Origin of the sequence: Pelagibacterium lentulum (assembly GCF_003992625.1) — a bacterium.
GTDB lineage: Bacteria > Pseudomonadota > Alphaproteobacteria > Rhizobiales > Devosiaceae > Pelagibacterium > Pelagibacterium lentulum.
Map to the genome: position 1 here is coordinate 158,193 of NZ_RZMW01000048.1, position 20,947 is coordinate 179,139.

Annotated in this window: 19 protein-coding genes; 11 read left to right on the forward strand and 8 right to left on the reverse strand. The window is 56.7% G+C overall.

Annotated elements, in window-relative coordinates; genetic code table 11:
- Nucleotides 1-18: 18 nt before the first annotated feature.
- Nucleotides 19-615, reverse strand: a complete 597-nt coding sequence (locus EO133_RS19225; protein ID WP_164735106.1) for an NAD(P)-dependent oxidoreductase — start codon at nt 613-615, stop codon at nt 19-21.
- 81 nt (nt 616-696) lie between these two features.
- Here EO133_RS19225 and EO133_RS19230 point away from each other — a divergent pair, with 81 nt between their 5' ends.
- The 3 genes from EO133_RS19230 (at nt 697) to EO133_RS19240 (ending at nt 2,553) form a co-directional block, all read left to right on the forward strand.
- On the forward strand, nt 697-1,044 hold the full coding sequence (locus EO133_RS19230) for a winged helix-turn-helix transcriptional regulator (RefSeq protein ID WP_127074268.1): 348 nt from the start codon (nt 697-699) through the stop codon (nt 1,042-1,044).
- A gap of 250 nt (nt 1,045-1,294) precedes the next feature.
- Complete coding sequence (locus EO133_RS19235; RefSeq protein WP_127074269.1) at nt 1,295-2,038, forward strand: cytochrome c oxidase assembly protein; 744 nt, start codon at nt 1,295-1,297, stop codon at nt 2,036-2,038.
- Nucleotides 2,035-2,553, forward strand: a complete 519-nt coding sequence (locus tag EO133_RS19240; RefSeq protein WP_127074270.1) for a CopD family protein — start codon at nt 2,035-2,037, stop codon at nt 2,551-2,553. Before EO133_RS19235 ends, EO133_RS19240 begins: the two co-directional genes overlap by 4 nt.
- Here EO133_RS19240 and EO133_RS19245 read toward each other — a convergent pair.
- Complete coding sequence (locus tag EO133_RS19245) at nt 2,531-3,031, reverse strand: DUF2231 domain-containing protein (RefSeq protein ID WP_127074271.1); 501 nt, start codon at nt 3,029-3,031, stop codon at nt 2,531-2,533. The two genes, EO133_RS19240 and EO133_RS19245, sit on opposite strands and share 23 nt — an antisense overlap.
- 54 nt (nt 3,032-3,085) lie before the next feature.
- On the opposite strand from EO133_RS19245, the gene coxB reads away from it, so the two are divergent.
- Nucleotides 3,086-3,748 (forward strand): cytochrome c oxidase subunit II, encoded by a 663-nt coding sequence (gene coxB / locus EO133_RS19250; protein WP_244640744.1) that lies wholly within the window; start codon nt 3,086-3,088, stop codon nt 3,746-3,748.
- Nucleotides 3,745-6,270, forward strand: a complete 2,526-nt coding sequence (gene ctaD, locus EO133_RS19255) for a cytochrome c oxidase subunit I (protein WP_127074273.1) — start codon at nt 3,745-3,747, stop codon at nt 6,268-6,270. Before coxB ends, ctaD begins: the two co-directional genes overlap by 4 nt.
- Before the next feature lie 353 nt (nt 6,271-6,623).
- Here ctaD and EO133_RS19260 read toward each other — a convergent pair whose 3' ends face one another.
- The gene (locus EO133_RS19260) at nt 6,624-7,682 is read right to left on the reverse strand and encodes a D-TA family PLP-dependent enzyme (protein ID WP_127074274.1); all 1,059 of its coding nucleotides are present in this window, start codon (nt 7,680-7,682) and stop codon (nt 6,624-6,626) included.
- Nucleotides 7,683-7,893: 211 nt separating this feature from the next.
- Here EO133_RS19260 and EO133_RS19265 point away from each other — a divergent pair, with 211 nt between their 5' ends.
- From EO133_RS19265 to EO133_RS19275, 3 genes are read left to right on the forward strand one after another with little or no spacing between them, the layout of a single operon-like run.
- Nucleotides 7,894-8,262 (forward strand): RidA family protein, encoded by a 369-nt coding sequence (locus EO133_RS19265; protein WP_127074275.1) that lies wholly within the window; start codon nt 7,894-7,896, stop codon nt 8,260-8,262.
- An 18-nt stretch (nt 8,263-8,280) separates the two neighbouring features.
- Nucleotides 8,281-9,777 carry a M81 family metallopeptidase gene (locus EO133_RS19270; protein ID WP_127074276.1) on the forward strand — a complete coding sequence of 499 codons (1,497 nt, stop codon included), beginning with the start codon at nt 8,281-8,283 and terminating at the stop codon, nt 9,775-9,777.
- An 18-nt stretch (nt 9,778-9,795) separates the two neighbouring features.
- On the forward strand, nt 9,796-10,983 hold the full coding sequence (locus EO133_RS19275; RefSeq protein ID WP_127074277.1) for a hypothetical protein: 1,188 nt from the start codon (nt 9,796-9,798) through the stop codon (nt 10,981-10,983).
- A gap of 48 nt (nt 10,984-11,031) precedes the next feature.
- Here EO133_RS19275 and EO133_RS19280 read toward each other — a convergent pair whose 3' ends face one another.
- From EO133_RS19280 to EO133_RS19290, 3 genes are all read right to left on the reverse strand, one after another.
- Nucleotides 11,032-11,868 (reverse strand): carbohydrate ABC transporter permease, encoded by an 837-nt coding sequence (locus tag EO133_RS19280; protein WP_127074278.1) that lies wholly within the window; start codon nt 11,866-11,868, stop codon nt 11,032-11,034.
- Nucleotides 11,865-12,740 (reverse strand): carbohydrate ABC transporter permease, encoded by an 876-nt coding sequence (locus tag EO133_RS19285; RefSeq protein ID WP_127074279.1) that lies wholly within the window; start codon nt 12,738-12,740, stop codon nt 11,865-11,867. Before EO133_RS19285 ends, EO133_RS19280 begins: the two co-directional genes overlap by 4 nt.
- 84 nt (nt 12,741-12,824) lie before the next feature.
- Nucleotides 12,825-14,057 carry an extracellular solute-binding protein gene (locus tag EO133_RS19290; RefSeq protein WP_127074280.1) on the reverse strand — a complete coding sequence of 411 codons (1,233 nt, stop codon included), beginning with the start codon at nt 14,055-14,057 and terminating at the stop codon, nt 12,825-12,827.
- A gap of 193 nt (nt 14,058-14,250) precedes the next feature.
- Here EO133_RS19290 and EO133_RS19295 point away from each other — a divergent pair, with 193 nt between their 5' ends.
- The 3 genes from EO133_RS19295 to EO133_RS19305 are packed head-to-tail and all read left to right on the forward strand — an operon-like array spanning nt 14,251 to nt 17,002.
- Complete coding sequence (locus EO133_RS19295) at nt 14,251-15,027, forward strand: SDR family oxidoreductase (RefSeq protein ID WP_127074281.1); 777 nt, start codon at nt 14,251-14,253, stop codon at nt 15,025-15,027.
- Nucleotides 15,027-16,097 (forward strand): ABC transporter ATP-binding protein, encoded by a 1,071-nt coding sequence (locus EO133_RS19300; RefSeq protein ID WP_127074282.1) that lies wholly within the window; start codon nt 15,027-15,029, stop codon nt 16,095-16,097. Before EO133_RS19295 ends, EO133_RS19300 begins: the two co-directional genes overlap by 1 nt.
- Nucleotides 16,094-17,002 carry a MurR/RpiR family transcriptional regulator gene (locus EO133_RS19305; protein ID WP_127074283.1) on the forward strand — a complete coding sequence of 303 codons (909 nt, stop codon included), beginning with the start codon at nt 16,094-16,096 and terminating at the stop codon, nt 17,000-17,002. Before EO133_RS19300 ends, EO133_RS19305 begins: the two co-directional genes overlap by 4 nt.
- A gap of 2 nt (nt 17,003-17,004) precedes the next feature.
- Here the strand turns inward: EO133_RS19305 and EO133_RS19310 are convergent, their stop codons facing one another.
- A complete protein-coding gene (locus EO133_RS19310; RefSeq protein ID WP_127074284.1) occupies nt 17,005-18,906 on the reverse strand; it encodes an ABC transporter ATP-binding protein in 1,902 nt (633 codons plus the stop codon).
- On the reverse strand, nt 18,899-20,788 hold the full coding sequence (locus EO133_RS19315) for an ABC transporter ATP-binding protein (protein ID WP_127074285.1): 1,890 nt from the start codon (nt 20,786-20,788) through the stop codon (nt 18,899-18,901). The genes EO133_RS19310 and EO133_RS19315 overlap by 8 nt, the downstream gene beginning before the upstream one ends.
- Nucleotides 20,789-20,947: the final 159 nt, after the last annotated feature.

Sequence of the window (20,947 nt, forward strand, 5' to 3'; positions counted from 1 at the left end):
ATTCACATCCTTCCGAAGTCACCCGGCCACGAAGGGTGCGCGGCCTATCAGGGCGCCGTCTTCCAGGGCATCGACCACAGCCCGCGCGAGATCGGCGCGCGAAATCCCTCTGGATGCCGGACGATCGAATGTGGTTTGATACCTGCCGGTGGAGGGCTTGTTGTTGAGAAGTGGAGGCCGCAGCATTGTCCAGCGTAGCCGGCTCGCCTGGAGAATGCCCAGTTCCCTCTCTCGATCGGCAATCATATGCGGCATCAGCCGACGCAGCAACCAGCCGATGAACCGGTCCAACGCTCCCTTGGCATCGCCAGGTGCATCGAGCCCACTGCCCGCGATTGTGATAAAGCGCAGCCCTTCCATCTCGGACAGTGCCTGTGCGACTTCAGAGCAGACCGGGTTGTCCTTGCCCGACGCAAGTGCCGAGATCGCGGCGTCCATCCCCTCGGCCGCGGTGCGCACCGCGCTCGCGTCGGAAAGGTTGACAGCACGGTACGCCACGCCCTCGATCTGTGGATCGCGCCGCCCGGCGGCGATCACGGTATGCCCGTTCTTGACCAGCCATTGCGCAATCAGCCGACCCGTGCGACCCGTGCCGCCAAAAACCAGAACCTTCATGTGGAACCTCCATTCAGCATTGACAGGAATGTGCAGGCAAGGGATCATTTTCACAAGTACGCACTAAAAGGATACTGCCATATGACGACACCCGCGTATCAGGATTGCCCTGTCGAGGATGCGTTGCGCATCCTGACGGGCAAGTGGCGGCTTCTGGTACTGTTTCGGCTGTGCAAGGGACCGCAACGCTTCAATGCCCTGCAACGCTCCCTGTCTCCGGTGACGCAGAAGGTGTTAACGATCACCCTGCGAAAGCTCGAAGCCGATGGGTTGATCTGGCGCAAGAGCGCCAACACCATCCCACCAGAAGTCACTTACGGTCTGACCGAACACGGAGCAGCACTCGAGCCGGTGCTCGATGCGCTGGGGCGGTGGCGGATGGGTGAGGCGGATCGATCCCGCAAACACACCCGCAAGGTTCAGCGGTAAATGATGGTATTCATCACGGACGCCGATGGCTGCATGGGGGGAGGCTTGGCGACTGTGCCGGAAGGGCAGGTGGAAAACATGGCTGCGCTCGTTCCGATGCTGAGACATGAACTGGCGCTGGATTGCAAACGTCCGAAATAAGGCAAAAAATTGCCATCGGCTTGGATCGAAATTCGGGTTCGGTGCATTACACCCTCGGAAATGGCCGCGTTAAGCATGGGATTGGGCGGCTTCGCGAGGGTTATTTTTGATGGAATTTTCCGTTTACGACCCATATTGTGGACCCGCCCCTGTACCCGCAGAACTGATCGGGCGCTGGAACTTTGATCCGTTTCTCTTGGCAGCGCTGGCATTGGGCGCGCTGCTGTGGATGGCATATGGGCGCCGCGACCAAACGGGAAAAATTGCATTCTCTGGCAGCTATATTCTTATTTTTATTGCGTTTATTTCTCCGCTTTGCGCGCTGTCCTCGGCGCTTTTCTCTGCCCGCGTCGCACACCACTTGATCCTTATTGGCGGCATCGCGCCGCTTCTGGCGATCGCGCTACCCTGGCGTCGCGGGCCGATATTGCCGCTGTCGGCGCTAACGATCCTGCACGCAGCGTTCGTATGGATATGGCACGCTCCCGATCCATACGCTATGGCATTGGATTTCCACGCAATTTATTGGCTTATGCAGCTTACGCTTGGCGGCTCGGCGTATCTCTTGTGGCGCGAGGTCTTCTCGCCATTCACCCGCAAGGGCAATAGCGTGATGGCGTTGCTGGCAACCATCATGCAAATGGGTTTTCTTGGCGCCTTGCTCGTCTTTGCGCCGCAGGCTGTGTTTGCTCCGCACTTTACGACGACGGTGGCATTCGGCCTGACAGCGCTGGAGGATCAGCAATTGGCAGGGCTTTTGATGTGGGTGCCGGCGGTGCTGCCCTATATCGGCGTTGGACTATATCTGCTTGCCGCTATGATCAAAGCTGAAGAAGCCCGGTCGCCTGCATGATCGCGACAGGCCTGAAATTCATCCACATCGCTGCAATTGCGATCTGGTCGGCAGGGCTGATCTGTCTGCCTTTCGTTTATCAGCAGCGGGGCGATATCAAGACAGAGAACGACCTGCACCGCATGCACGCGATGGTGCGCTTTTTTTATGTTGTCATCGTCTCGCCCGCCGCCTTCATAGCCATCGGCAGCGGCACAGCGCTGATCTTCGTCCAGCAGACATTTGACGCGTGGTTTTCGGTCAAGCTGGCTTTTGTCGGCGCCATGGTCGTGATCCACGTCATTTCTGGACTGGTCATCCTCAAGGTTTTCGAGGTTTCCGGCCGCTATCCCGGTTGGCGCTACGTTGCCGTTACCGTGATTACGACACTGATAGTAACGGCAATTCTCGTGGTTGTATCTGGAAAGCCCGAGATCGATCCGCACGCCTTCTGGGCGGACCTCTTTACGCCGGGGCGGCTGGGTGAGCTGCTCCAGCCGCATCTGGAACCATTTATTTTTTGGGCGAGACCATGAGGCCAACCCCATGATCGAATACAAGCTTTCCACCATGCCATCCGGCAATGCCAGTGAAAATCGAAGCAAGAACAGACAGGGCCAACCCGTGCGGCAAAACTTCATCGGGAGCAACCAAGCGAACACCCCAGTTGGTTCCGGCGATAGCCAGAAGCGTCATGGCTGCAACGGCATGGGTCCAACTGCCGACACGGGAGCGAATGCCCCGCACCAGCAGAAGCTCGGCGGTTCCAACGATTGCCGCCGCTACGCCGAGAATAAAGGCAGACCCGGCGCTCCAGACGCTCGCGCGCAGGAAAAATGGATCGCCGGAAAACCAGTAGAGCAGGTCGAGGCCCAGTGTGCCGATGACCAGCGCAATGGGGAAATGAACGCTCATGGCGTGAATCGGATGACCGGCAACGGCGACTGCCGACGTGATGTCGTGCTTGGTGACTTCCTGAATGACCGGACTGGTATTGTCTTTGGTTTCGCTCATTTCGCCTCTCGTGGGTGTGCCAGCGTTGCGACTGCAACGCTGAAAAGGTTGAGATTGTTCCTTACGCCCTTTGTCTTGCTTGCGCTTACAGCATGCACAGGGCCGCTTTCGACGCTTGAGCCCGCCGGACCCTCGGCGAGCCTGATTGCCACCTTATGGTGGGTCATGCTGGCTGGCTCGGCTGTTCTGTTTCTTCTCGTCATGGCGCTGCTGACCATGGCCTATCTACGGCCCGGCTTTGGCTCGAACGTACCGGCAATGAAATGGGTTCTCTATGGCGGGCTGGTGATGCCGGTTATCGTGCTGACCGCGCTGGTTGGATATGCGCTGGTGGTGGGTGAGCGGATACTTGCCCATCCAGGCACGGCTGAAACGCGCGTCGGCGCGCACGGTCAGATGTGGCACTGGACCTTCACGTATCCCGATTATCCGGAGATCGGTGAAACGGACGTGCTGCACATTCCTGTTGGCCAGCCCATCGATGTCATCGTCACAGCCGAGGACGTGATTCATTCCTTCTGGGTGCCAAGACTGGCCGGAAAGATAGATGCGATACCAGGGCACGAAAATGTCGTGCGGATCGAGGCAGACAGGGTAGGGGTTTATAACGGTGTCTGTGCCGAATTCTGTGGCGCGGGCCATACCGAAATGCGCTTTGCCGTGGTTGCCCATGAACCTGAAGATTACCCTGCAGCGTTGCTGGAGGCGGCCCAATGAGTTTGCCGGAAACATCACTGCCCAAATCGCCCATCGCACTGCACAAAGCCCTTGATAAGGTTTGGGGGAGCGGAAAGGGTTGGCAGCGATTTTCAGCCGTAAACCATACGGTTATCGGCAAGCGCTTCATGGTCACAGCGCTGATTTTCTTTGCCATCGGCGGCGTGCTTGCCATGCTGATCCGCGCACAATTGGCGACATCTGGCACCGCCTTTGTGGGCCCTGAAATCTACAACCAGATTTTCACCATGCACGGCACGGTGATGATGTTCCTCTTTGCCATTCCCATGCTGGAAGGACTGGGCATCTATCTACTGCCCAAGATGCTCGGCGCGCGCGACCTGGCCTTTCCCCGCATAACGGCGTTTGGATATTGGTGCTATCTTTTCGGCGGAACGATCATCGTGCTGTCCATGGTGTTTGGTGTTGCGCCCGATAGCGGCTGGTTCATGTACACGCCGCTCTCATCCAACGTTTACACTCCTGGCATTAATGCCGACGTCTGGCTGCTTGGCGTAACCTTTGTCGAGATTTCAGCAATAACGGCAGCCGTCGAAATCACGGTATCGATCCTGAAGTTCCGGGCACCAGGCATGTCACTCAACCGTATGCCGATTTTCGGCTGGTATATGCTGGTTACGGCCTTGATGATGATCGTGGGCTTTCCGCCACTGATCCTCGGGTCGATTCTTCTGGAGGTTGAACGTGCTTTCGATCTGCCATTTTTCGATCCCACGCGTGGCGGTGATCCGCTGCTTTGGCAGCATCTGTTCTGGCTGTTCGGGCACCCGGAGGTCTATATCATCTTCCTGCCTGCCGCCGGTGCGCTCTCAACGATCATTCCGGTTTTTGCCCAAAGACCGTTGATCGGATATCGGGCGATTATCATAGCAATCGTGGCGCTGGCATTCCTATCGTTTGGCTTATGGGTACACCACATGTTCACAGTGGGCATTCCCCATCTGGCATTGGCCTTTTTCTCGGCGGCGAGCGCGATTGTCGCCATTCCGACGGCGGTACAGATATTTGCCTGGCTGGCGACATTGGCTCACGGCAAACCGCGGTTCGATGTACCTATGCTCTATATCGTGGGGTTCTTCATCGTCTTTGTGCTGGGCGGGCTGACCGGGGTCATGCTGGCCATGGTGCCGTTCAACTGGCAGGCCCATGATAGCTATTTCGTCGTGGCCCATCTCCATTACGTTCTGGTTGGTGGCTTTGTGTTTCCCATGCTGGCGGCAATCTACTACTGGATGCCACATGTCACCGGGCGCCAATGCGTGCATCGAATTTCTGTACCGGCATTCTGGCTGATTTTTATCGGCTTCAACCTTACGTTCTTTTTGATGCACCTGACCGGGCTGATGGGGATGCCAAGGCGCATCTATACCTATCCTTCGGCCTTCGGTTGGGATTGGCTCAACCTTCTGTCGAGCGTCGGCGGCTTCCTGCTCACAATGGGCTTCGCACTTGTTGCAACCGACATGATCCTGCAGTTCAATTTCGGCCGTCAGTTCGGTCGCAATCCCTGGAAAGCGGGTTCGCTGGAATGGGCGATGCCCACAAAGCCCACCTCATACAACTTCGCGTCCTTGCCAGAAATCGACCGGCGTGCGGACAATCTCGATGTGGGCCGGATCGCGCCGGAACTGGCTGCAGGCAAAGGCTATCTCGGCTTCGTGCGCGAAGGGCGCATGGAGACGATTGGCGTGGACATGACAACCGGAAAACTCGAGCATGTAGCGCTGCTGCCCAATTCCTCGTATTTGCCGCTGATCTCTGCGATCCTGACCGGGGGCGCGGTGCTCTCTATGCTTTTCAGCTTATATTGGCTCGCGCTGATATTGGCGTTCTGCGTCGTTGGGAGCTTTGTTGTCTGGTCGCAAACCAATGTCATAAAGCCAAATATCGGACTGCTGGACGTGGGGCGGGGCGAGAAACTGCCACCGCATACCGAAGTCGATGGCCCGGTTTCCTGGTGGGCGAATGTGTTTGCCCTTCTGGCCAATGGCACGCTTTTCGCGTCATTACTGTTTGGCACGATCTACAATTGGCTTGTGGCGCCGAACTGGCCCCCGCAGGAAATTTATACGCCTGGATGGCTGGAATTGGGTGCCACAGCAGGGTTCGTGCTGGCTGGCGCAATCGGTCCGCTGATCGTGAGAGTGAACAGAAACGGAGGGCCTTTCATCGTGCCTATGGCGGTGTTGGCAATCGTCTATCTTGTCACGCTTGCGCTTTTGGGCATTGCCCTTGCCGCCATGCCAGACCCGCGCGGCCACGCCCATCTGGCAACGACATTGATGCTGCTGGGCTACGGGGCCTTGCATTGCTTCATCGGGCTTGTGTTCCTACTCAACGCAGCAATTAAGATTGCGCGTGGCTATATCGTGCATGGCGCTCTGCTTGAATTGCGCATTGCTCAACTCTGGCACGTCTATACCGCTGTTACGGGCATCGTCGCGGTCGCAATGGTGCTTTTGATGCCCTACCTGATCGGACTTCTGGAGCGCACCCCATGAACCGGACAACGACATCGGTTCCGCCACACCGGCTGTTACTCCTGGTTGCAGGTTTTGTAATCTGGAGTATCGCTTTTGTGGTGCTCTATGGGCTTAACGCCATTGGATGCGCGTTCGGCTGGCCCGAACTTTTGCAAAGAGGGATATTGCTATTCCTCTTCGCTATGCATAGCGCAGCATTGATCTGGTTGACGTTTTGGTGCCGAAAGCGCTGGAAACGAATGGCCGCAGCCAACGAGCCAGTTCCAATGATCGAATATGTCGGTTATGGGCTGACAGTTGCAGCTTTGGCTTCCACGTTATTTGTCCTTGCCCCGACCTTTTTCATAACCATGTGCGTTTAAGAGCGCTTCCTATTCGACCTTGCCGCGCGCTGCCACAGGCTCTTTGGCAACGATTTCGCCGTTTGAGACCAGGTAGACACTATCGAACAGGTTCGAGACGACGCAGGCATGATTGGGGATAATTTCGATGCGCTGGCCGATCTCAAGTGCGGCGGAACCGGATAGGGTGAGCACGCCATGCTCTTCCGAAAGGCTTTTGACTGCTGCACCTTCGATGCCAACGACATGACCGAAACCGTCCATTCCGAGTGTGTCGCTGGTAAGCGCCTTTGAGCCCGCATCGATAACCGCGCGATCGGGTGTCGGATGCGAGACCACCGTTGCAAGCACTGTAAGCGCGCAATCTTCGAGTGTACCCACACCCGCGGCGACCTGATAGCGGTCAAGATAGATATAAGTGCCGGGCCGATGCTCCGTTGCTGCCTCGACCACATGGGCCGACCAGAAATCGGGGGTGCCGCCATTGGAAACGATTTTCGGCGGCAGGCCAGATTCAGTCAGCACATTTACGGCGCGCTCCAGCCATTGCGCACATTTGTCGAGTTGTCCCGCTGCAGGGTAGGTCATGATGCCTGAAAAGGTGAGGGCAGGTGAGGCATCGATATGCCTGGCCAGCGTGACGAGCGTTTCGTGGTCAGGCACCCCGCAGCGGCCCATGCCCGTATCGCATTCGACAAGAACCTCCAGCGCCAAACCAGCCTTCTCAAAGGCCTCGCTCAGGCCGTCGATCGTTTGCACGCTGTCCGCTGTAACCCGCAATTGTGTGCGTCGCGCCAGCGCGACAAGGCGTTCGAGTTTGGCTTGCCCGAGAATGTTGTACGGCAGGAAAATGTCAGTGATGCCGTGATCGGCCATCACTTCGGCTTCTGAAATCTTCTGGCAGGTGATGCCTTGGGCACCCAATTCAATCTGCCGTTTGGCAAAGCGCGGCAGCTTGTGTGTCTTGATATGCGGCCTGAGCGGCAGGCTGTGGCTATCGGCATAATCCTGGGCGCGCTTGAGATTGGCTTCTACCTTGTCGAGATCGATCAGCACGGCCGGGGTTTGGATATCTTCAATTCGTAGCATGGTCAGTCCCGTGGTCTGAGAAAATGTACGTCTGGTGGAGCGCTCCGCGTTTGATGCGATAGCGGTCACCATAATGCAATGGCTGTAATATGCCCGTCATCAAATGTAAAAAATATACACATTGCGCGAGTTTCTGGCCTTGTAGGGTGCGTCATGTAGATATATTACATGGGGTAAGCAAGAAATTTGACCAGCCCCAAGGAGAAAATCCATGACCAAGCAAACCTTTGGAACCTCGCATGTACCGCTTTCACCAGCGGTTCGGGCTGGCGACTTCATCTTTGTTTCCGGGCAGGTACCGGTTGGCAAGGACGGCAATATGGTTGGCGGCACGATCGAGAATCAGACACGCCAGGTTCTCGAAAACATCAAGGCCGTGCTCGCAATGGCCGGGGCCGAAATATCCGATGTGGTCAAGACGACTGCTTGGCTAGAGGATGCGCGCGATTTTGGCGGCTTCAACAAGGTTTACGCCGAATACTTCTCCAAGGAGCCACCCGCGCGGACGACGGCGGAAGGTCGGCTGATGGTCGACATCAAGGTTGAAATTGAAGCCGTTGCCTATAAGCCACTTGGCTGAACAGGGGCATTTTGACCCATGCGTATATTCACGGCCTCACTGGCAACCGAGACCAACACGTTTTCACCGGTGCCGACAGATCGTGCGGCCTTTGAGGCCGCCTTTTATGCCGGGCCGGGCAAACACCCCGATACACCGACTCTTTGTTCCTCTCCGGTGCTTATTCTGCGCCGACTGGCCGAGAGGGAAGGGTTGGTGGTCATTGAAGGCTCTTCAAGTTGGGCGGAACCGGCCGGGTTGATCAAGAAAGACGCCTATGAGTCCCTGCGCGATGAGATACTGGCGCAGCTTCGTGCAGCCTTGCCGGTCGATGGCGTTGTGCTTGGCTTGCATGGAGCAATGGTGGCGCAAGGCTATGACGATTGCGAAGGCGATCTGCTGGCACGGGTGCGCGAAATCGTCGGCCCTGATATATTCGTGGGCGCCGAGTTCGACCCACATAGCCATTTGACGGCCAAGCGTGTCGATGCGCTGGATCTTGCAGCGGCCTTTCTCGAATTTCCCCATACCGATTTTTACGAACGCGGTGAGCATGTGGTTGAGCTTTCGCTGCGTGCCATGCGCGGGGAAATCGAGCCGGTGATGTCGGTTTATGACTGCGAGATGATCGGCATTTATCCCACAAGCCAGCAGCCGATGCGCGGATTTGTCGACCAGATACACGAACTCGAAGGCAAGGATGGCGTGCTGTCGGTTTCGGTCATCCACGGCTTTATGGCCGGTGACGTGCCGGAAATGGGAACACGGATTCTCGTTGTCACCGATAATGACAAGGAAAAGGGCGATGCGCTTGCGCGTGAACTTGGCGAGGCGCTCTATCGCATGCGCGGCTCAACCTCCATGCCGTTGCACAATCTCGACGACGGCCTCGACCTTGTTCTTTCCAAGATCGGTTCAACCCCAGGAAAACCCGTAACGATCTCCGATATATGGGACAATCCGGGCGGCGGTTGTGCAGGCGATGGTACGCATATCCTCAAGGCGCTCATCGAGCGCGGGGCAAACAAGGTTGGCGTCGGCACCATTTGGGACCCCGTCGCGGTGATGTTCTGCCATGCAGCAGGGCAGGGCGCGCGGCTGAAAATGCGGCTTGGCGGCAAGGTTAGCAAAGAGGCTGGAGAGCCGGTTGACGTTGAAATCGAAGTACTGCACCTGGCCGATCCCGGCTGGCAAAGTTTCCGCGCCTCGCGGGTGACGCTGGGCCGCGCGGCGACGGTTCGCATCGTCGGAACGGACATCGATATTGTTCTGATTTCGACGAGAACGCAGACCTATGAGCCCGATATTTTCACCAACATGGGCGTGAATTTCGCAGAAAAAGACATTCTGCTGATCAAATCCACAAACCATTTCTTTGCCGGGTTCGATCCTGTTTCGAGCGAAATTATCTATATCGAAGCGCCGTCGACCTATCCGGTCGACCCGACCAAGACCGATTACAAAAAAATGCAGCGCAATATCTGGCCGCGTGTTTCCGACCCGTTGGGATTAGGGGCGCCAAAGGCTGCGCAATAGCATACCAAGGAGGACACTGTGCATCTCTCGCTCTGGACCTATCCATGGGATATTGCCGATGTCGGGTTCGAGAATTTTTTGGCTGAGGCGAAAGAACGCACAGGCGTTAACTCGGTCAGCCTTTCTGCATCCTATCATGCCGGACATTTCCTCCAGCCGCGTAGCCCCAGGCGCAAGTCCTATTTTCCGCAGGACGGCACCATCTATTTCCAATCCGATGACAGCCTGTGGGAAGGCAAGGAGATCGTTCCTCTCGTTGCCGACCATGTGAACGAAGAAGAGGATATGCTGGCCAGGCTCGATGGTCAGCGCGAGAATAGCGGCGTGGCGCCTTCCGCCTGGACTGTGTGCCTGCACAACACCCGGCTTGGGATGAAGCATCCCGGTCACGTGACGCGCAGTGCCTTTGGCGATCCCAATTATTTCAGCCTGTGCCCCTCAAGCCCGGCGGTCCGCGACTATGCGGTGACGCTGGTGGCCGACATGACAAAGCGTTACCGACCAAAGGTCGTAGAACTGGAAACGCCGGGGTTCATGGGGTTCGACCATGGCTATCATCACGAAAAAGACGGGCTGGGGCTCAATCCCGAGGACGAGTTCCTGCTTTCGATCTGCTTTTGCGATCATTGCATGGCAGCGGCCAGCGCTGCTGGTATTGATGCGAAAGCAGCGCGTGAGACCGTCAAGACGCTGATCGCGGCGGCCTGTAATCGGGCAGTCCCGCAGGTGCAATTCCCGGATTTTCCCACCAAGGGGATAGAGGCTTTCGCACGCTATCCGGCGCTTCGCGCCTATCTGATCTGGCGCACGACGCCCGTGACCAGCCTTGTGGCTGAAATCAAGGCAAATGCACATCCCGACAGCGAAATCGTCGCAATCACCGGCGTGGAGGACTGGCGGGAGGGCATGGATAACGCCGAAATCGCTAAGGCCTGTGACGGTCTGCTGCTTTCCCTTTATGATCAGAAACCTTCGGCCATTACGGCTATGGTGAGCGAAGTGCGCGCACTTATTGGGCCGGACAAGTGGCTCATTGGCGGATTGCGTGTCTTTTATCCAGAGATCGTTTCAAGCGACGATCTCGCCAGCAGGGCCATTGTAGCTAAGGCAGCGGGATGCGACGGACTTAACTTCTACAATTACGGGCTTATTCCGGCGCCACGGCTGGATTGGATCGGCGCCGCGACCGCAGCAGTCCGCAACTGACCAGCCGGAAAATTAAGGATCGTGGAGGAGGGGCAGTGCCCCTCCTTTTTATTTTACTGCGCCGAGAGCCAGTCCACGCACGAGATAGCGCTGCAACCATGCAAAGACGATAGCCACCGGCAGGGTCGCGACAAAGGCTGCAGCCATGACGTGATGCCACTCGATCGTGTAGCGTCCAGCGACCAGCGAGAAGACCTGAATGGGCAGCGTATAGCTGTCTTGGCTGCGCAGCATCGTCAGCGCAATGACGAACTCGTTCCACGCATTGATGAAGGCAAAGATTGCGGTAACGGTAATAGCTGGCAGCGCGAGTGGCAAAAAGACCGTAATTAGGGCCTGCCAGGGCGAGGCGCCTTCGATCCACGCGGCTTCTTCAAGGTCTTTCGGAATGGTTGCGAAATAGCTCTGCAGCATCCAGACGGTGAAAGCGATGGCAAAGGCAGCATACACAAATACCACGGAATTGACGTTGTCGAGCAATCCGAGCCACACAACCAGCCGGAACAACCCAATCACCAGAACGATGGGGCTGAGCATCTGGGAAATCAGAAGGAACTGCCTGAAAAAGCCCTTGGCGGCAAAGCGGAAGCGGCTCATCGCATAGGCAGCAGGGATCGAAACGACCAAAGCAATCGCGGTCGAAAGAAATGCTACATAGATCGAATTCCACAATGCGCGACCGAAATTGGTCGCATCCCACATGGTAATGAAGTTCGACCATCGGAACTCACTGGGCCACCAGTTAGGCCGCAGCACTTCTCCCGGCGGCTTGAGCGCAGTTATTAGCATCACCGCGAAAGGAAACAGGACGAGGATGATGAGCGGCGATAAAAGCAACCATGAGATGATGGTGCGGCGCCATTTGCGCGACAGTTTGAAACTCATTTGTCATCTCCCCGCATCGCAAGCCGGACATAGATGATTGTGAAAACGAGCAGCAGGGCGAACATCATTATCGACAGCGCCGAAGCATCGCCCAGTCGCCCGAATCTAAATCCGAGCTTATAGAGATAAGTAACGAGAATATCGGTACTATTTGCCGGTCCGCCCTGGGTGGTCGCCCATATGATCGGGAACGAGTTGAACACGTAAATCGTATTCATCACCACAGCGATATTGATAAACGGCTTTAGGAGCGGCAGCGTGATCTCGCGGAAAATCTGCCATCCATTTGCGCCTTCCAACTTAGCCGCTTCATATAGGTCGTCGGGAATCGAGGACAGGCCGCCAAGGAAAATGGTGATCGTGAAGGGGATCGTGACGAGTATCCCGATCATGATCTGCATGGGGAAGGCCGTCGCAGCTTGCGCCAGCCATTGAACATTGGTGTCGATCACACCGATTGTGCGCAAGCCGGAATTGAGCAATCCGCTTTCGCCGTTGAGTGCCCAGCGCCAGACGATCGCCGTCATGGTCAGCGATATTGCCCACGGCAGCATGACAATCACGCGCGCAACAGAGCGGCCATAGAAATCTTCATTGAGGATCATTGCGACCGGCAGTCCAATAAGTATGGCGCCGAAGACAATGCCGAGAGTCCATACTCCCGTTCGCGCCAGCGCGCCCAGAAACTCAGGATCGCGGAAGACTGACAAGAAGTTGTCGAACCCGGCATAGCCGCGAATCTGGCCGAAGCGATTGACATCGCTCATTGCGATTGTGCCAAGCTCGTAAAGTGGCCAGAGGATAATGAACGCAGCGAGGAAGAAGCCTGGCGCAATCAGAACATATGGATTGGTGAGCACTGACCGGTTCATACGACCCTATACCACATGATGAGCAACAAGATTGCGGAATGCTCTCCGGGGCAGGAGGACATGCCCCGGAGAGACCTAGGCTGATTAGTCGAGGATCGCGTTGATCCGTTCGGCAGCCTGATTGAGGGCCGGTTCGATTTCCACTTCGCCGAGATAAATGTTCTGCAGCGCATCGGAAGTGATCGAGGCAATTTCTTCCCAGCCCGGAATGACGGGAGCAAAACGGGCATCGGGCAGGAGCGCTGTAAAGGCGCTCAGGTCCGGATCGTCCGCAAAGGCCGAGTCTTCGGCAACCGATGCAAGCACCGGCAGGAAGCCTTCGCCGTCAGTGAAGCGTACGCGCCAGTCGTGGGTGAAGATAAAATCGAGGAATTCCGCAGCCGTTTCCTTGTTCTGTGAATTCTCGAACATGATGATGGAGTCCGTGACGCCATAAGTGCCACGGTCGCCATTGGGGCCGGCCGGAATTGCGGCAACGCCATAGCCCAGATCGGGCACTTCATCGCGAATCTGGTTGGACAGGAACGGCGCGGTAATCATCATGCCCACGCGGCCCTGCTTGAAGAGATTCTGCACATCTTCGCGCGAATAAGACGTTACACCCGGCTGGGTCAGGCCTTCATCGATCAGCGATTTATATAGCGCTGCCGCTGCATAACCCGCTTCGGAATCGAGGCCCGATGTGCCGTCCTCATTGAGGAGCTCGCCCCCCTGCGACCAGAATGCATAATAGAAATAGACGTCCGTTTCGATCTCATTGCCTTGCATGCCAAAGCCGTAAATGTCGTCGCCCAATGCGCCGATAGCTTCAGCCGCCGCCTTCAACTCTTCCCATGTATCGGGGACTTCGGTGATTCCGGCCTGCTCGAACAGTTCGGTATTGTAGTACATTGCGCGCGCCGAAGCGGCGATGGGCAGGCCATAGGTTTGCCCGTCCATGATCGAGGGCTCAAGGAAGGCGGGGATGAACCGGCTGGTCAACTCGTCATCCATGAATTCGTCGAGCGGCGCTGCGATGCCCTCGGAGACAAAATCGATAAGCCAGCGCGTGCCGATGATCGAAAGGTCGGCATTGACGCCACCGGAAATGTCGGTGGTCAGCTTTTGCAGGAGAACGTCCCACGGCACAACTTCGATATCGACCGAAGTGCCCGGATTTGCTTCTTCAAAGGCTGCTGCGGCGTCCTGGAAGTATGGGCCGGTGAGCGAGCTGTATTCCGCCACGGTTACACGAATGTTCTGGGCTTGCGCGGCACTGGCCAGCACCGCGACAGCGGCACCTGCTAGCGCGGCGCTCTTTATCCAATTCAATGACATGATGCATCCTCTCTTTGTTCATTTCCATTGCGTTCGGGCGTTTCCAAAGCGCGCAAACGCCCCTCATGGAGAATGTTAGTTTTTTTCATAATAGCGTAATTTGCAAGTGATTTCACTGAACCATGTTGATTTTTTACATTGAGGCTGACACACTTCAAGACAAGGAAACAGACTTGGTGTGAGACGCGCATAGATGTTGGATTACTCTGGCAAGAGGGTGCTTGTGACAGGTGCTGCGGGCGGCGTCGGGCGCGCGTTGATAAAGGTGTTTTCGGCACTGGGCGCAACTGTGATTGCCTACGATATCGATGGCGACGCGCTCGCTCAACTGGGCGCGCATGAAGCTGTCGTTGTCGATTTGACCGACAAGGAAGCGTTGCGCCATGCGGTGAACGATACGCTTGCGGGCGGCGTGCCGCAGGCTGTGATCAGCAATCTGGGCTGGACGCGGGCAGAAACACTTGCCGACGTCGACGACGAAAATTTTGCTCATGAACTGCATCTCAATCTCACGAGTTCGGCTTTGCTCTCACGCGCCCTACTTCCGGCAATGCGAGAGCGGGCCGGAAGAAACGGGGCGTCCTTTGTCTTTATCTCGTCGGTCAATGCCCATGCTCATTTCGGCAATCCTGCCTATAGCGCTGCAAAAGGCGGGCTGGAGGCGTGGATGCGCGCCATTGCGACGGAAGAGGGAAGGTATGGCATCCGTGCCAATGCGATAGCCCCGGCCTCAATCCGCACAAAGGCCTGGGATCATCGGTTTGAGCGCGATCCGGGCATCGGCAAGGCGGTATCGAAACTCTATCCACTGGGGCGCATGGTCGAGCCGGTTGAAGTGGCCAATGCTGCTGCATTTCTGGCTTCGCCCTTTGCCAGTGGCATTACTGGAACCACACTTGCCGTCGATTGCGGGCTGATGGCCTCCAACCTTGGCTTTCTTGACGCTATCGCACCAGAGAGGGAACACTGATGGCTGAGTTGAATCTCACCCAGATCACAAAACGCTATGGAAATGTCACCGTCATTCCTGACCTTTCTCTTGAGGTCAAGGATGGAGAATTTCTGGTGCTGGTCGGGCCATCAGGGTGCGGTAAGTCAACGCTTTTGCGTATGGTGGCGGGCCTGGAAGACATTTCGGGCGGCGATCTTGTGATCGGTGGCGTGCGCGCCAATGATGTGCCGCCGCAAAAGCGCGATATTTCGATGGTGTTCCAATCTTATGCGTTGTTTCCGCATATGAGCGTCAAGGACAATATCAGCTTTGGCCCGCGTATTCGGGGCGAAAAGAGCGATGCAATCAAGGAACGGATTGCGAAGGCTTCGGACATTCTCAATTTGAGCCAGTATCTGGACCGCGCACCTGGCCAGCTTTCGGGCGGCCAGCGCCAGCGCGTTGCGATGGGCCGTTCTATTGTGCGCGATCCGAAGGTGTTCTTGTTCGACGAGCCATTGTCGAACCTCGATGCCAAACTGCGGATTGCCATGCGGACTGAGATCAAGGCGCTGCACCAGAAGCTCGGAACAACCATCATTTATGTGACACATGATCAGATCGAAGCCATGACCATGGCGGATCGCATCGTTGTCATGAATGGCGGGCGCATCGAACAGATCGGCGCGCCGCTTGAGCTTTATGACAGACCGGCCAATCGCTTCGTTGCGGGTTTTCTGGGTTCGCCTGCCATGAGCTTCGTACCCGCAACCTATGTGACCAACAATGATGGACCAGCAGTTCGGTTTGAAAGCGGCGGTGTATTGCCTGTTGCGGCTATCGATGCAGCGGAGGGAACGGCGCTCACGATCGGGGTGCGTCCAGAAAACTACAGCGTCGACCCCAATGGACCACTGCGCCTGCATGTCGAGGTAATCGAGCCCACCGGGCCGGAAACGCTTGTCTATGGAATGCTGGAAGATCACCCTGTGCGGTGCGTTTTCCGCGACCGGCTGGAGATACGGCCAAATGACATCATGCGCTTGACCGTGAGCACGGCGCATGTGCATCTGTTCGCTGCAGAATCGGGGGAAAGACTGGGACCATGACCATACAGGCCGAGCCGGATCGGCGCGTGGACATCATTGCGCGGCTCAAAGCCAGGCTGGGACATGGCCATGGTGCGGAAACGCGCCTTATCGAAACTATTCTCGAGGACCTGCATTTTGCTACCCATGCTTCTATGACCGAGATTGCACGCCGCGCGGAAGTTAGCGAGCCTACGGTAACGCGATTAGCAAGAGCACTCGGTTTCCAGACAACACGCGAGATGAAAGTGCATATGGCCCAGGCGCTTGCGATTGGCGGGGCCTATTTGCGGCCCGGCGGGTCGGTGGGGCCAGGGCAGCATCATGATGGCAATGAGATTATTTCAGCCGTGTGCGGGCGTGCCCACGCAGCGCTCGATCTCATAAGCGTGGCGCTTGCAAGCATCGATATCGCGGCGCTGGGCAAGACCCTCGCAGAAGCCCAGCAGATACTGATTTACGGAACCGGCGGGTCGTCCTCCATGGCTGCAACCGAGTTGCATAACCGGCTGTTCCGACTGGGGCTCAATTCATGCGCCTATGCCGACCCTCAGCTTCAACGCATGAGCGCGTCGGTGGTTACGGACAGATCGGTGATTGTCGCTTTTTCGATCTCGGGCCGTATTCGCTCTGTCACCGACGCCGTTGTGATCGGCAAGCAATATGGCGCGCATACCCTGGCGATAACTGTACCCGGCAGTCCGTTGGCCGAGATGGTCGACGACTTTGTACCGTTCCACTTTCAGGAAGACGGCAATCTCTATAAGCCTTCTTCGAGCCGGTACGCCCTGCTTGCCGTGCTCGACATTCTCGCCATGTCCACGGCCGAAACGCTGGGGCCACCGGTGCTGGAGCGCCTCCGTCGCGTGCGGCAGAGCCTTGCAACGACCGAAATTACCGACCCGCTGCACCCGATTGGCGATTGAGTTCAGGTCGCGCTTTGTGCGGCCCGCGCTTCGGCCAGCGCGCTCTCGGGTATGTCGTCAAACGAGGCATAGTTGAGATTGTAGAGCTTGGAATAAAGCCCCTTGGCCGCGATGAGTTGGTCGTGGTTTCCGGTTTCCATCACCTCGCCATTCTGCAAAACGATGATCCGGTCGGCGCCGCGAATTGTTGCCAACCGGTGAGCAATCACGAGGCCGGTGCGTCCTTCAAGCAGTTTGACAAGTGCTTTCTGGATCAACATTTCGGTATAGGAATCGATATTGGCCGTTGCTTCGTCCAGCACGAGTATCTTCGCGTCGGCAACAAGAGCGCGCGCAAAGCTGATGAGCTGGCGCTGCCCCAGCGAAAGATTACCGCCGCGCTCGTCCAGTTCGCTGTCATAACCATCGGGCAGAGCCATTATGAAATCATGCGCGCCGACTGCCTTGGCTGCCTCGATGACGGTTTCCCGGCTGGCATCTGCCTTGTGATAGCGGATATTTTCAAAGACTGTGCCGGTGAAAAGGAACGGCTCCTGCAGGACCATTGCGACCTGCTGACCCAATGAGTCTTGCGTGACCGAGCGAACATCCTTGCCGCCAACCAGAATCTGGCCCGACTGCACATCATAAAAGCGATGGATCAGCGCCATGGCGCTGGATTTGCCGGAGCCGGTGGGCCCGACAAGCGCAACGGTTTCGCCGGGTTTGACCTCAAAGCTTACATTCTTGAGGACCGGCTGGTTCAACTCGTATCCGAAGCTGACATTGCGGAAACTGACCGAGCCGTCCATGTCGGGCGAAAGTTCTTCGGCGTCTTCTGCATCGGTAATGTCCACGCGGACATCCATGACTTCGGTAATGCGCTGACCCGAAGCCATAGCACGCTGCATGACCGAATATTGCAGCGTCAATGAGCGGATCGGATCGAAAAAGCGCTGGATATAAAAGAGAAAGGCAACCATGACACCCACGTCCAATCCGCGATTGAGGACCATGGAGCCGCCAATCACAACGACCATCGCCATCGCCAGGCCGGTCAGGCTGTCCACAATGGGAACCATGACCTGAGCGTATTTTGATGCGGTCAGGTGCGCGCGAAGGTTGGCTGTAGCCTTGTCATTATAGAGCGTGAAGTTGACATGCTGGCGGTCCATCGACTGTACCGCGCGCACCCCATGAATGGCTTCAGCCAACGCACCATTTGTAACGGAATTGGCTTCATGAGCGGCCATGAACGCCTTGCGCGCACGCGGCAGCCAGAAAATGCGAACGATGAACAGCACGGGCAGCACGGAAAGCGTTAGCAGGCCGAGAGAGAAGTCCAGCCACAGCATTACAAAAACGATGCCGAACAGCAGCGCAATGTCGCCAACCGAAAGCACGGAGGTTTCCAAAAACTCCTGCATGGAATTGACGTCGCCCTGCAACCGGCTCATCAGCCGGCCAACCTCTGTCTTGTCCATAAAGGACAGCGAAACGCGCTGCAGATGCGAGAACATGGCGCGGCGCATGTCGAACAGCACATTTTCCGCCGCCTTGCCGACAACGGACTCCTGCACAAAGCTGGCGGCATAGTTTATCAGGATGACGATTGCGAAAAGGCCGACGGAAATGAGCAGCGCATTCTGGTCGATGCCGGTCGGGGTCATGCCATTGTCAATGGCATAGCGGACGATGAGCGGGATGAGCAGTTGCGTGCCGGTAAAGATCAGAACCGCTGCAACCGCGATAAACATCTGGATCTTGTAGGGCCTGACGAACTGCCATATGCGGCCAAGAACCTTGCCGTCAAAGACTTTACCGAACATCTCCTCTTCAACGCGGTATGAACCAACGGTAGCGCGGGGCGGTCGCCGGCCATCGTCGCGAATATCGTTGCGTTCGGCTTCAAGTTCTTCAGCCATTGTCGGTCTTTCCGGCTATTTCCAGAATTCCGTCGCCTGGGCGTACCTGCAGATCGTACAGAGCGCGATAACGACCGCCTTTTGCGAGCAATTCGTCGTGCGTGCCCCGCTCGACAATTTCGCCATTCTCGATGAAGAGGATCAGATCTGCATGCATCAGGGAACTGAGGCGATGCGCAATAATCAGTGTAACGCGATCCTTCGCATAGTCGCGCATGGCATGGCGGATGCGCTGCTCGGTTGCAGCGTCGATGGCCGCCGTTGAGTCATCGAGCACCATTATACTGGGGTGAAGCATGAGCGTGCGCGCAATAGAGAGACGCTGACGCTGCCCACCCGAAAGCGATACGCCGCGCTCACCCACAACCGTCGTATAGCCTTGTGGCAGGCCGAGCACGTAATTGTGCAGTTGCGCAGATTCGCTTGCGCGTTCCACGCGCTGCTCCTGAGCCCATGGGTCGCCATAGGCAATGTTGTTTTCGATTGTGGTGGTGAACAGGAATGAATCCTGCTGAACGACCGTTACTGCCTGCCGAAGCGAGGCCAGCGTCACGTCACGAATGTCCTGGCCGTCGACAGTGATTGCGCCTTCGGCGACATCATAAAAGCGGGGCAGCAAGTGCGCGATTGTCGACTTTCCGCTGCCTGGAGGGCCGACAATACCGACGGTCTGGCCGCGTCGCGCCTCAAAGCTGATATTGCGCAACACGGTCTTTTCCGGCGCATCGGGATATTTGAACGTCACATTGTCAAAGCGCACGATTCCGTCAGTAACGGCCAGCGGTTTGGCGCCCGGTTTATCCTTCACCGCGATATCGAGATCGAGCAGCGCGAACAGCCGCCCCCCACAGGTCGAAGCCCGAGCAAATGCGTTGACCATCATGCCAAGCTGCCGGACAGGCATTTGCAGGATGGTCATAAAGGTCAGAAAGGTTGTTAGCGTGCCCACGGTAATTTCACCAGCGACAACCTTATTGCCACCGACAAGCAGGACGAGCCCCATTGCAACAAAGAAGGAAAAGGTCATGGCACTGGTATTTCTGACCCGAATGCCTACACGGCTATGGGCGAGATCGAGCGCGAATTTCGAGGCCTTGTCGAACTTGGCCATCTCGTAGGCCTGTGCGGCAAAGGCCCGAACAACGCGGATGCCGCCAAGGTTTTCGTCCATAATGCGGGTGAGCACAGACAGGCGCTCCTGCAATTCACGCCATGTCAAACGCAACCGGATCTGGGCGACCGACGAGCGCCAGGCGACGAATGGCACAAAACTCAGGGCGAGAAATCCGAGCATCGGGTCGGTGGATAACAGCAGATATGCTCCGACGCCGATCAGCACTCCCAACAGGAAAATGCGCACCAGCCCGGTGGAGAAGAACATGCGTACGCCTTCAAGATCCAGCATGCCAACGGTAATCAGATCGCCCGAATGCACCTTGTCATGGAATGAAAAGCTAAGCCTTTGGATTTTTTCGTACACAGCCAAGCGCAATTCATAGCCGGTGTGATGACCGACTGACTCAGAAAAGTAGTTCTGAAACATAGTGAAAATGCCGCGAGCGACACTGGTGGCCAGAAGCAGCAAGGCTGTCACCAGCAATGCTGTCTCCGCTGCGGACCCGGCACTGCCGCCGGTCACGACCGTTTGCGTTTGGTCGACAGCGCGGCCCAGCAGAACAGGGATCAGCAATTGCAGTGAGGCGGCAATGAATGTCGAGCCTATGGCAAAACTTACCTGCCAGGGATGGCGGAGCGCCATGCGGGTAATGCGCCAAATGGTATTGAGACCACGTCCCCAGCCTGCAGCCTGAACATGATCGAGTGCATTGCCGGCAAACTTTTCACGCCGTTTTGCCGCGCTGCCTATGGCATCGCTATTCAATGGACTATCCAATTAGAACGAGTCCTGCTGCGCGATTTATGATTGGAAATTATGAGTGCAGCGAGGAGAAACCTAACATGTTTCAAATGCTAGTATGACAAATCGAGTCTATGCAATAGGGGCGAGGGCGATTTTCGGGCGAAAACGAAGAGAATTTGG

Coding starts and splice junctions, on each gene's coding strand:
- EO133_RS19225 (WP_164735106.1), bottom strand. CDS start 615: ATGAAGGTTCTGGTTTTTGGCGGCACGGGTCGCACGGGTCGGCTGATT.
- EO133_RS19230 (WP_127074268.1), top strand. CDS start 697: ATGACGACACCCGCGTATCAGGATTGCCCTGTCGAGGATGCGTTGCGC.
- EO133_RS19235 (WP_127074269.1), top strand. CDS start 1,295: ATGGAATTTTCCGTTTACGACCCATATTGTGGACCCGCCCCTGTACCC.
- EO133_RS19240 (WP_127074270.1), top strand. CDS start 2,035: ATGATCGCGACAGGCCTGAAATTCATCCACATCGCTGCAATTGCGATC.
- EO133_RS19245 (WP_127074271.1), bottom strand. CDS start 3,031: ATGAGCGAAACCAAAGACAATACCAGTCCGGTCATTCAGGAAGTCACC.
- ctaD (WP_127074273.1), top strand. CDS start 3,745: ATGAGTTTGCCGGAAACATCACTGCCCAAATCGCCCATCGCACTGCAC.
- EO133_RS19260 (WP_127074274.1), bottom strand. CDS start 7,682: ATGCTACGAATTGAAGATATCCAAACCCCGGCCGTGCTGATCGATCTC.
- EO133_RS19265 (WP_127074275.1), top strand. CDS start 7,894: ATGACCAAGCAAACCTTTGGAACCTCGCATGTACCGCTTTCACCAGCG.
- EO133_RS19270 (WP_127074276.1), top strand. CDS start 8,281: ATGCGTATATTCACGGCCTCACTGGCAACCGAGACCAACACGTTTTCA.
- EO133_RS19280 (WP_127074278.1), bottom strand. CDS start 11,868: ATGAGTTTCAAACTGTCGCGCAAATGGCGCCGCACCATCATCTCATGG.
- EO133_RS19285 (WP_127074279.1), bottom strand. CDS start 12,740: ATGAACCGGTCAGTGCTCACCAATCCATATGTTCTGATTGCGCCAGGC.
- EO133_RS19290 (WP_127074280.1), bottom strand. CDS start 14,057: ATGTCATTGAATTGGATAAAGAGCGCCGCGCTAGCAGGTGCCGCTGTC.
- EO133_RS19295 (WP_127074281.1), top strand. CDS start 14,251: ATGTTGGATTACTCTGGCAAGAGGGTGCTTGTGACAGGTGCTGCGGGC.
- EO133_RS19300 (WP_127074282.1), top strand. CDS start 15,027: ATGGCTGAGTTGAATCTCACCCAGATCACAAAACGCTATGGAAATGTC.
- EO133_RS19305 (WP_127074283.1), top strand. CDS start 16,094: ATGACCATACAGGCCGAGCCGGATCGGCGCGTGGACATCATTGCGCGG.
- EO133_RS19310 (WP_127074284.1), bottom strand. CDS start 18,906: ATGGCTGAAGAACTTGAAGCCGAACGCAACGATATTCGCGACGATGGC.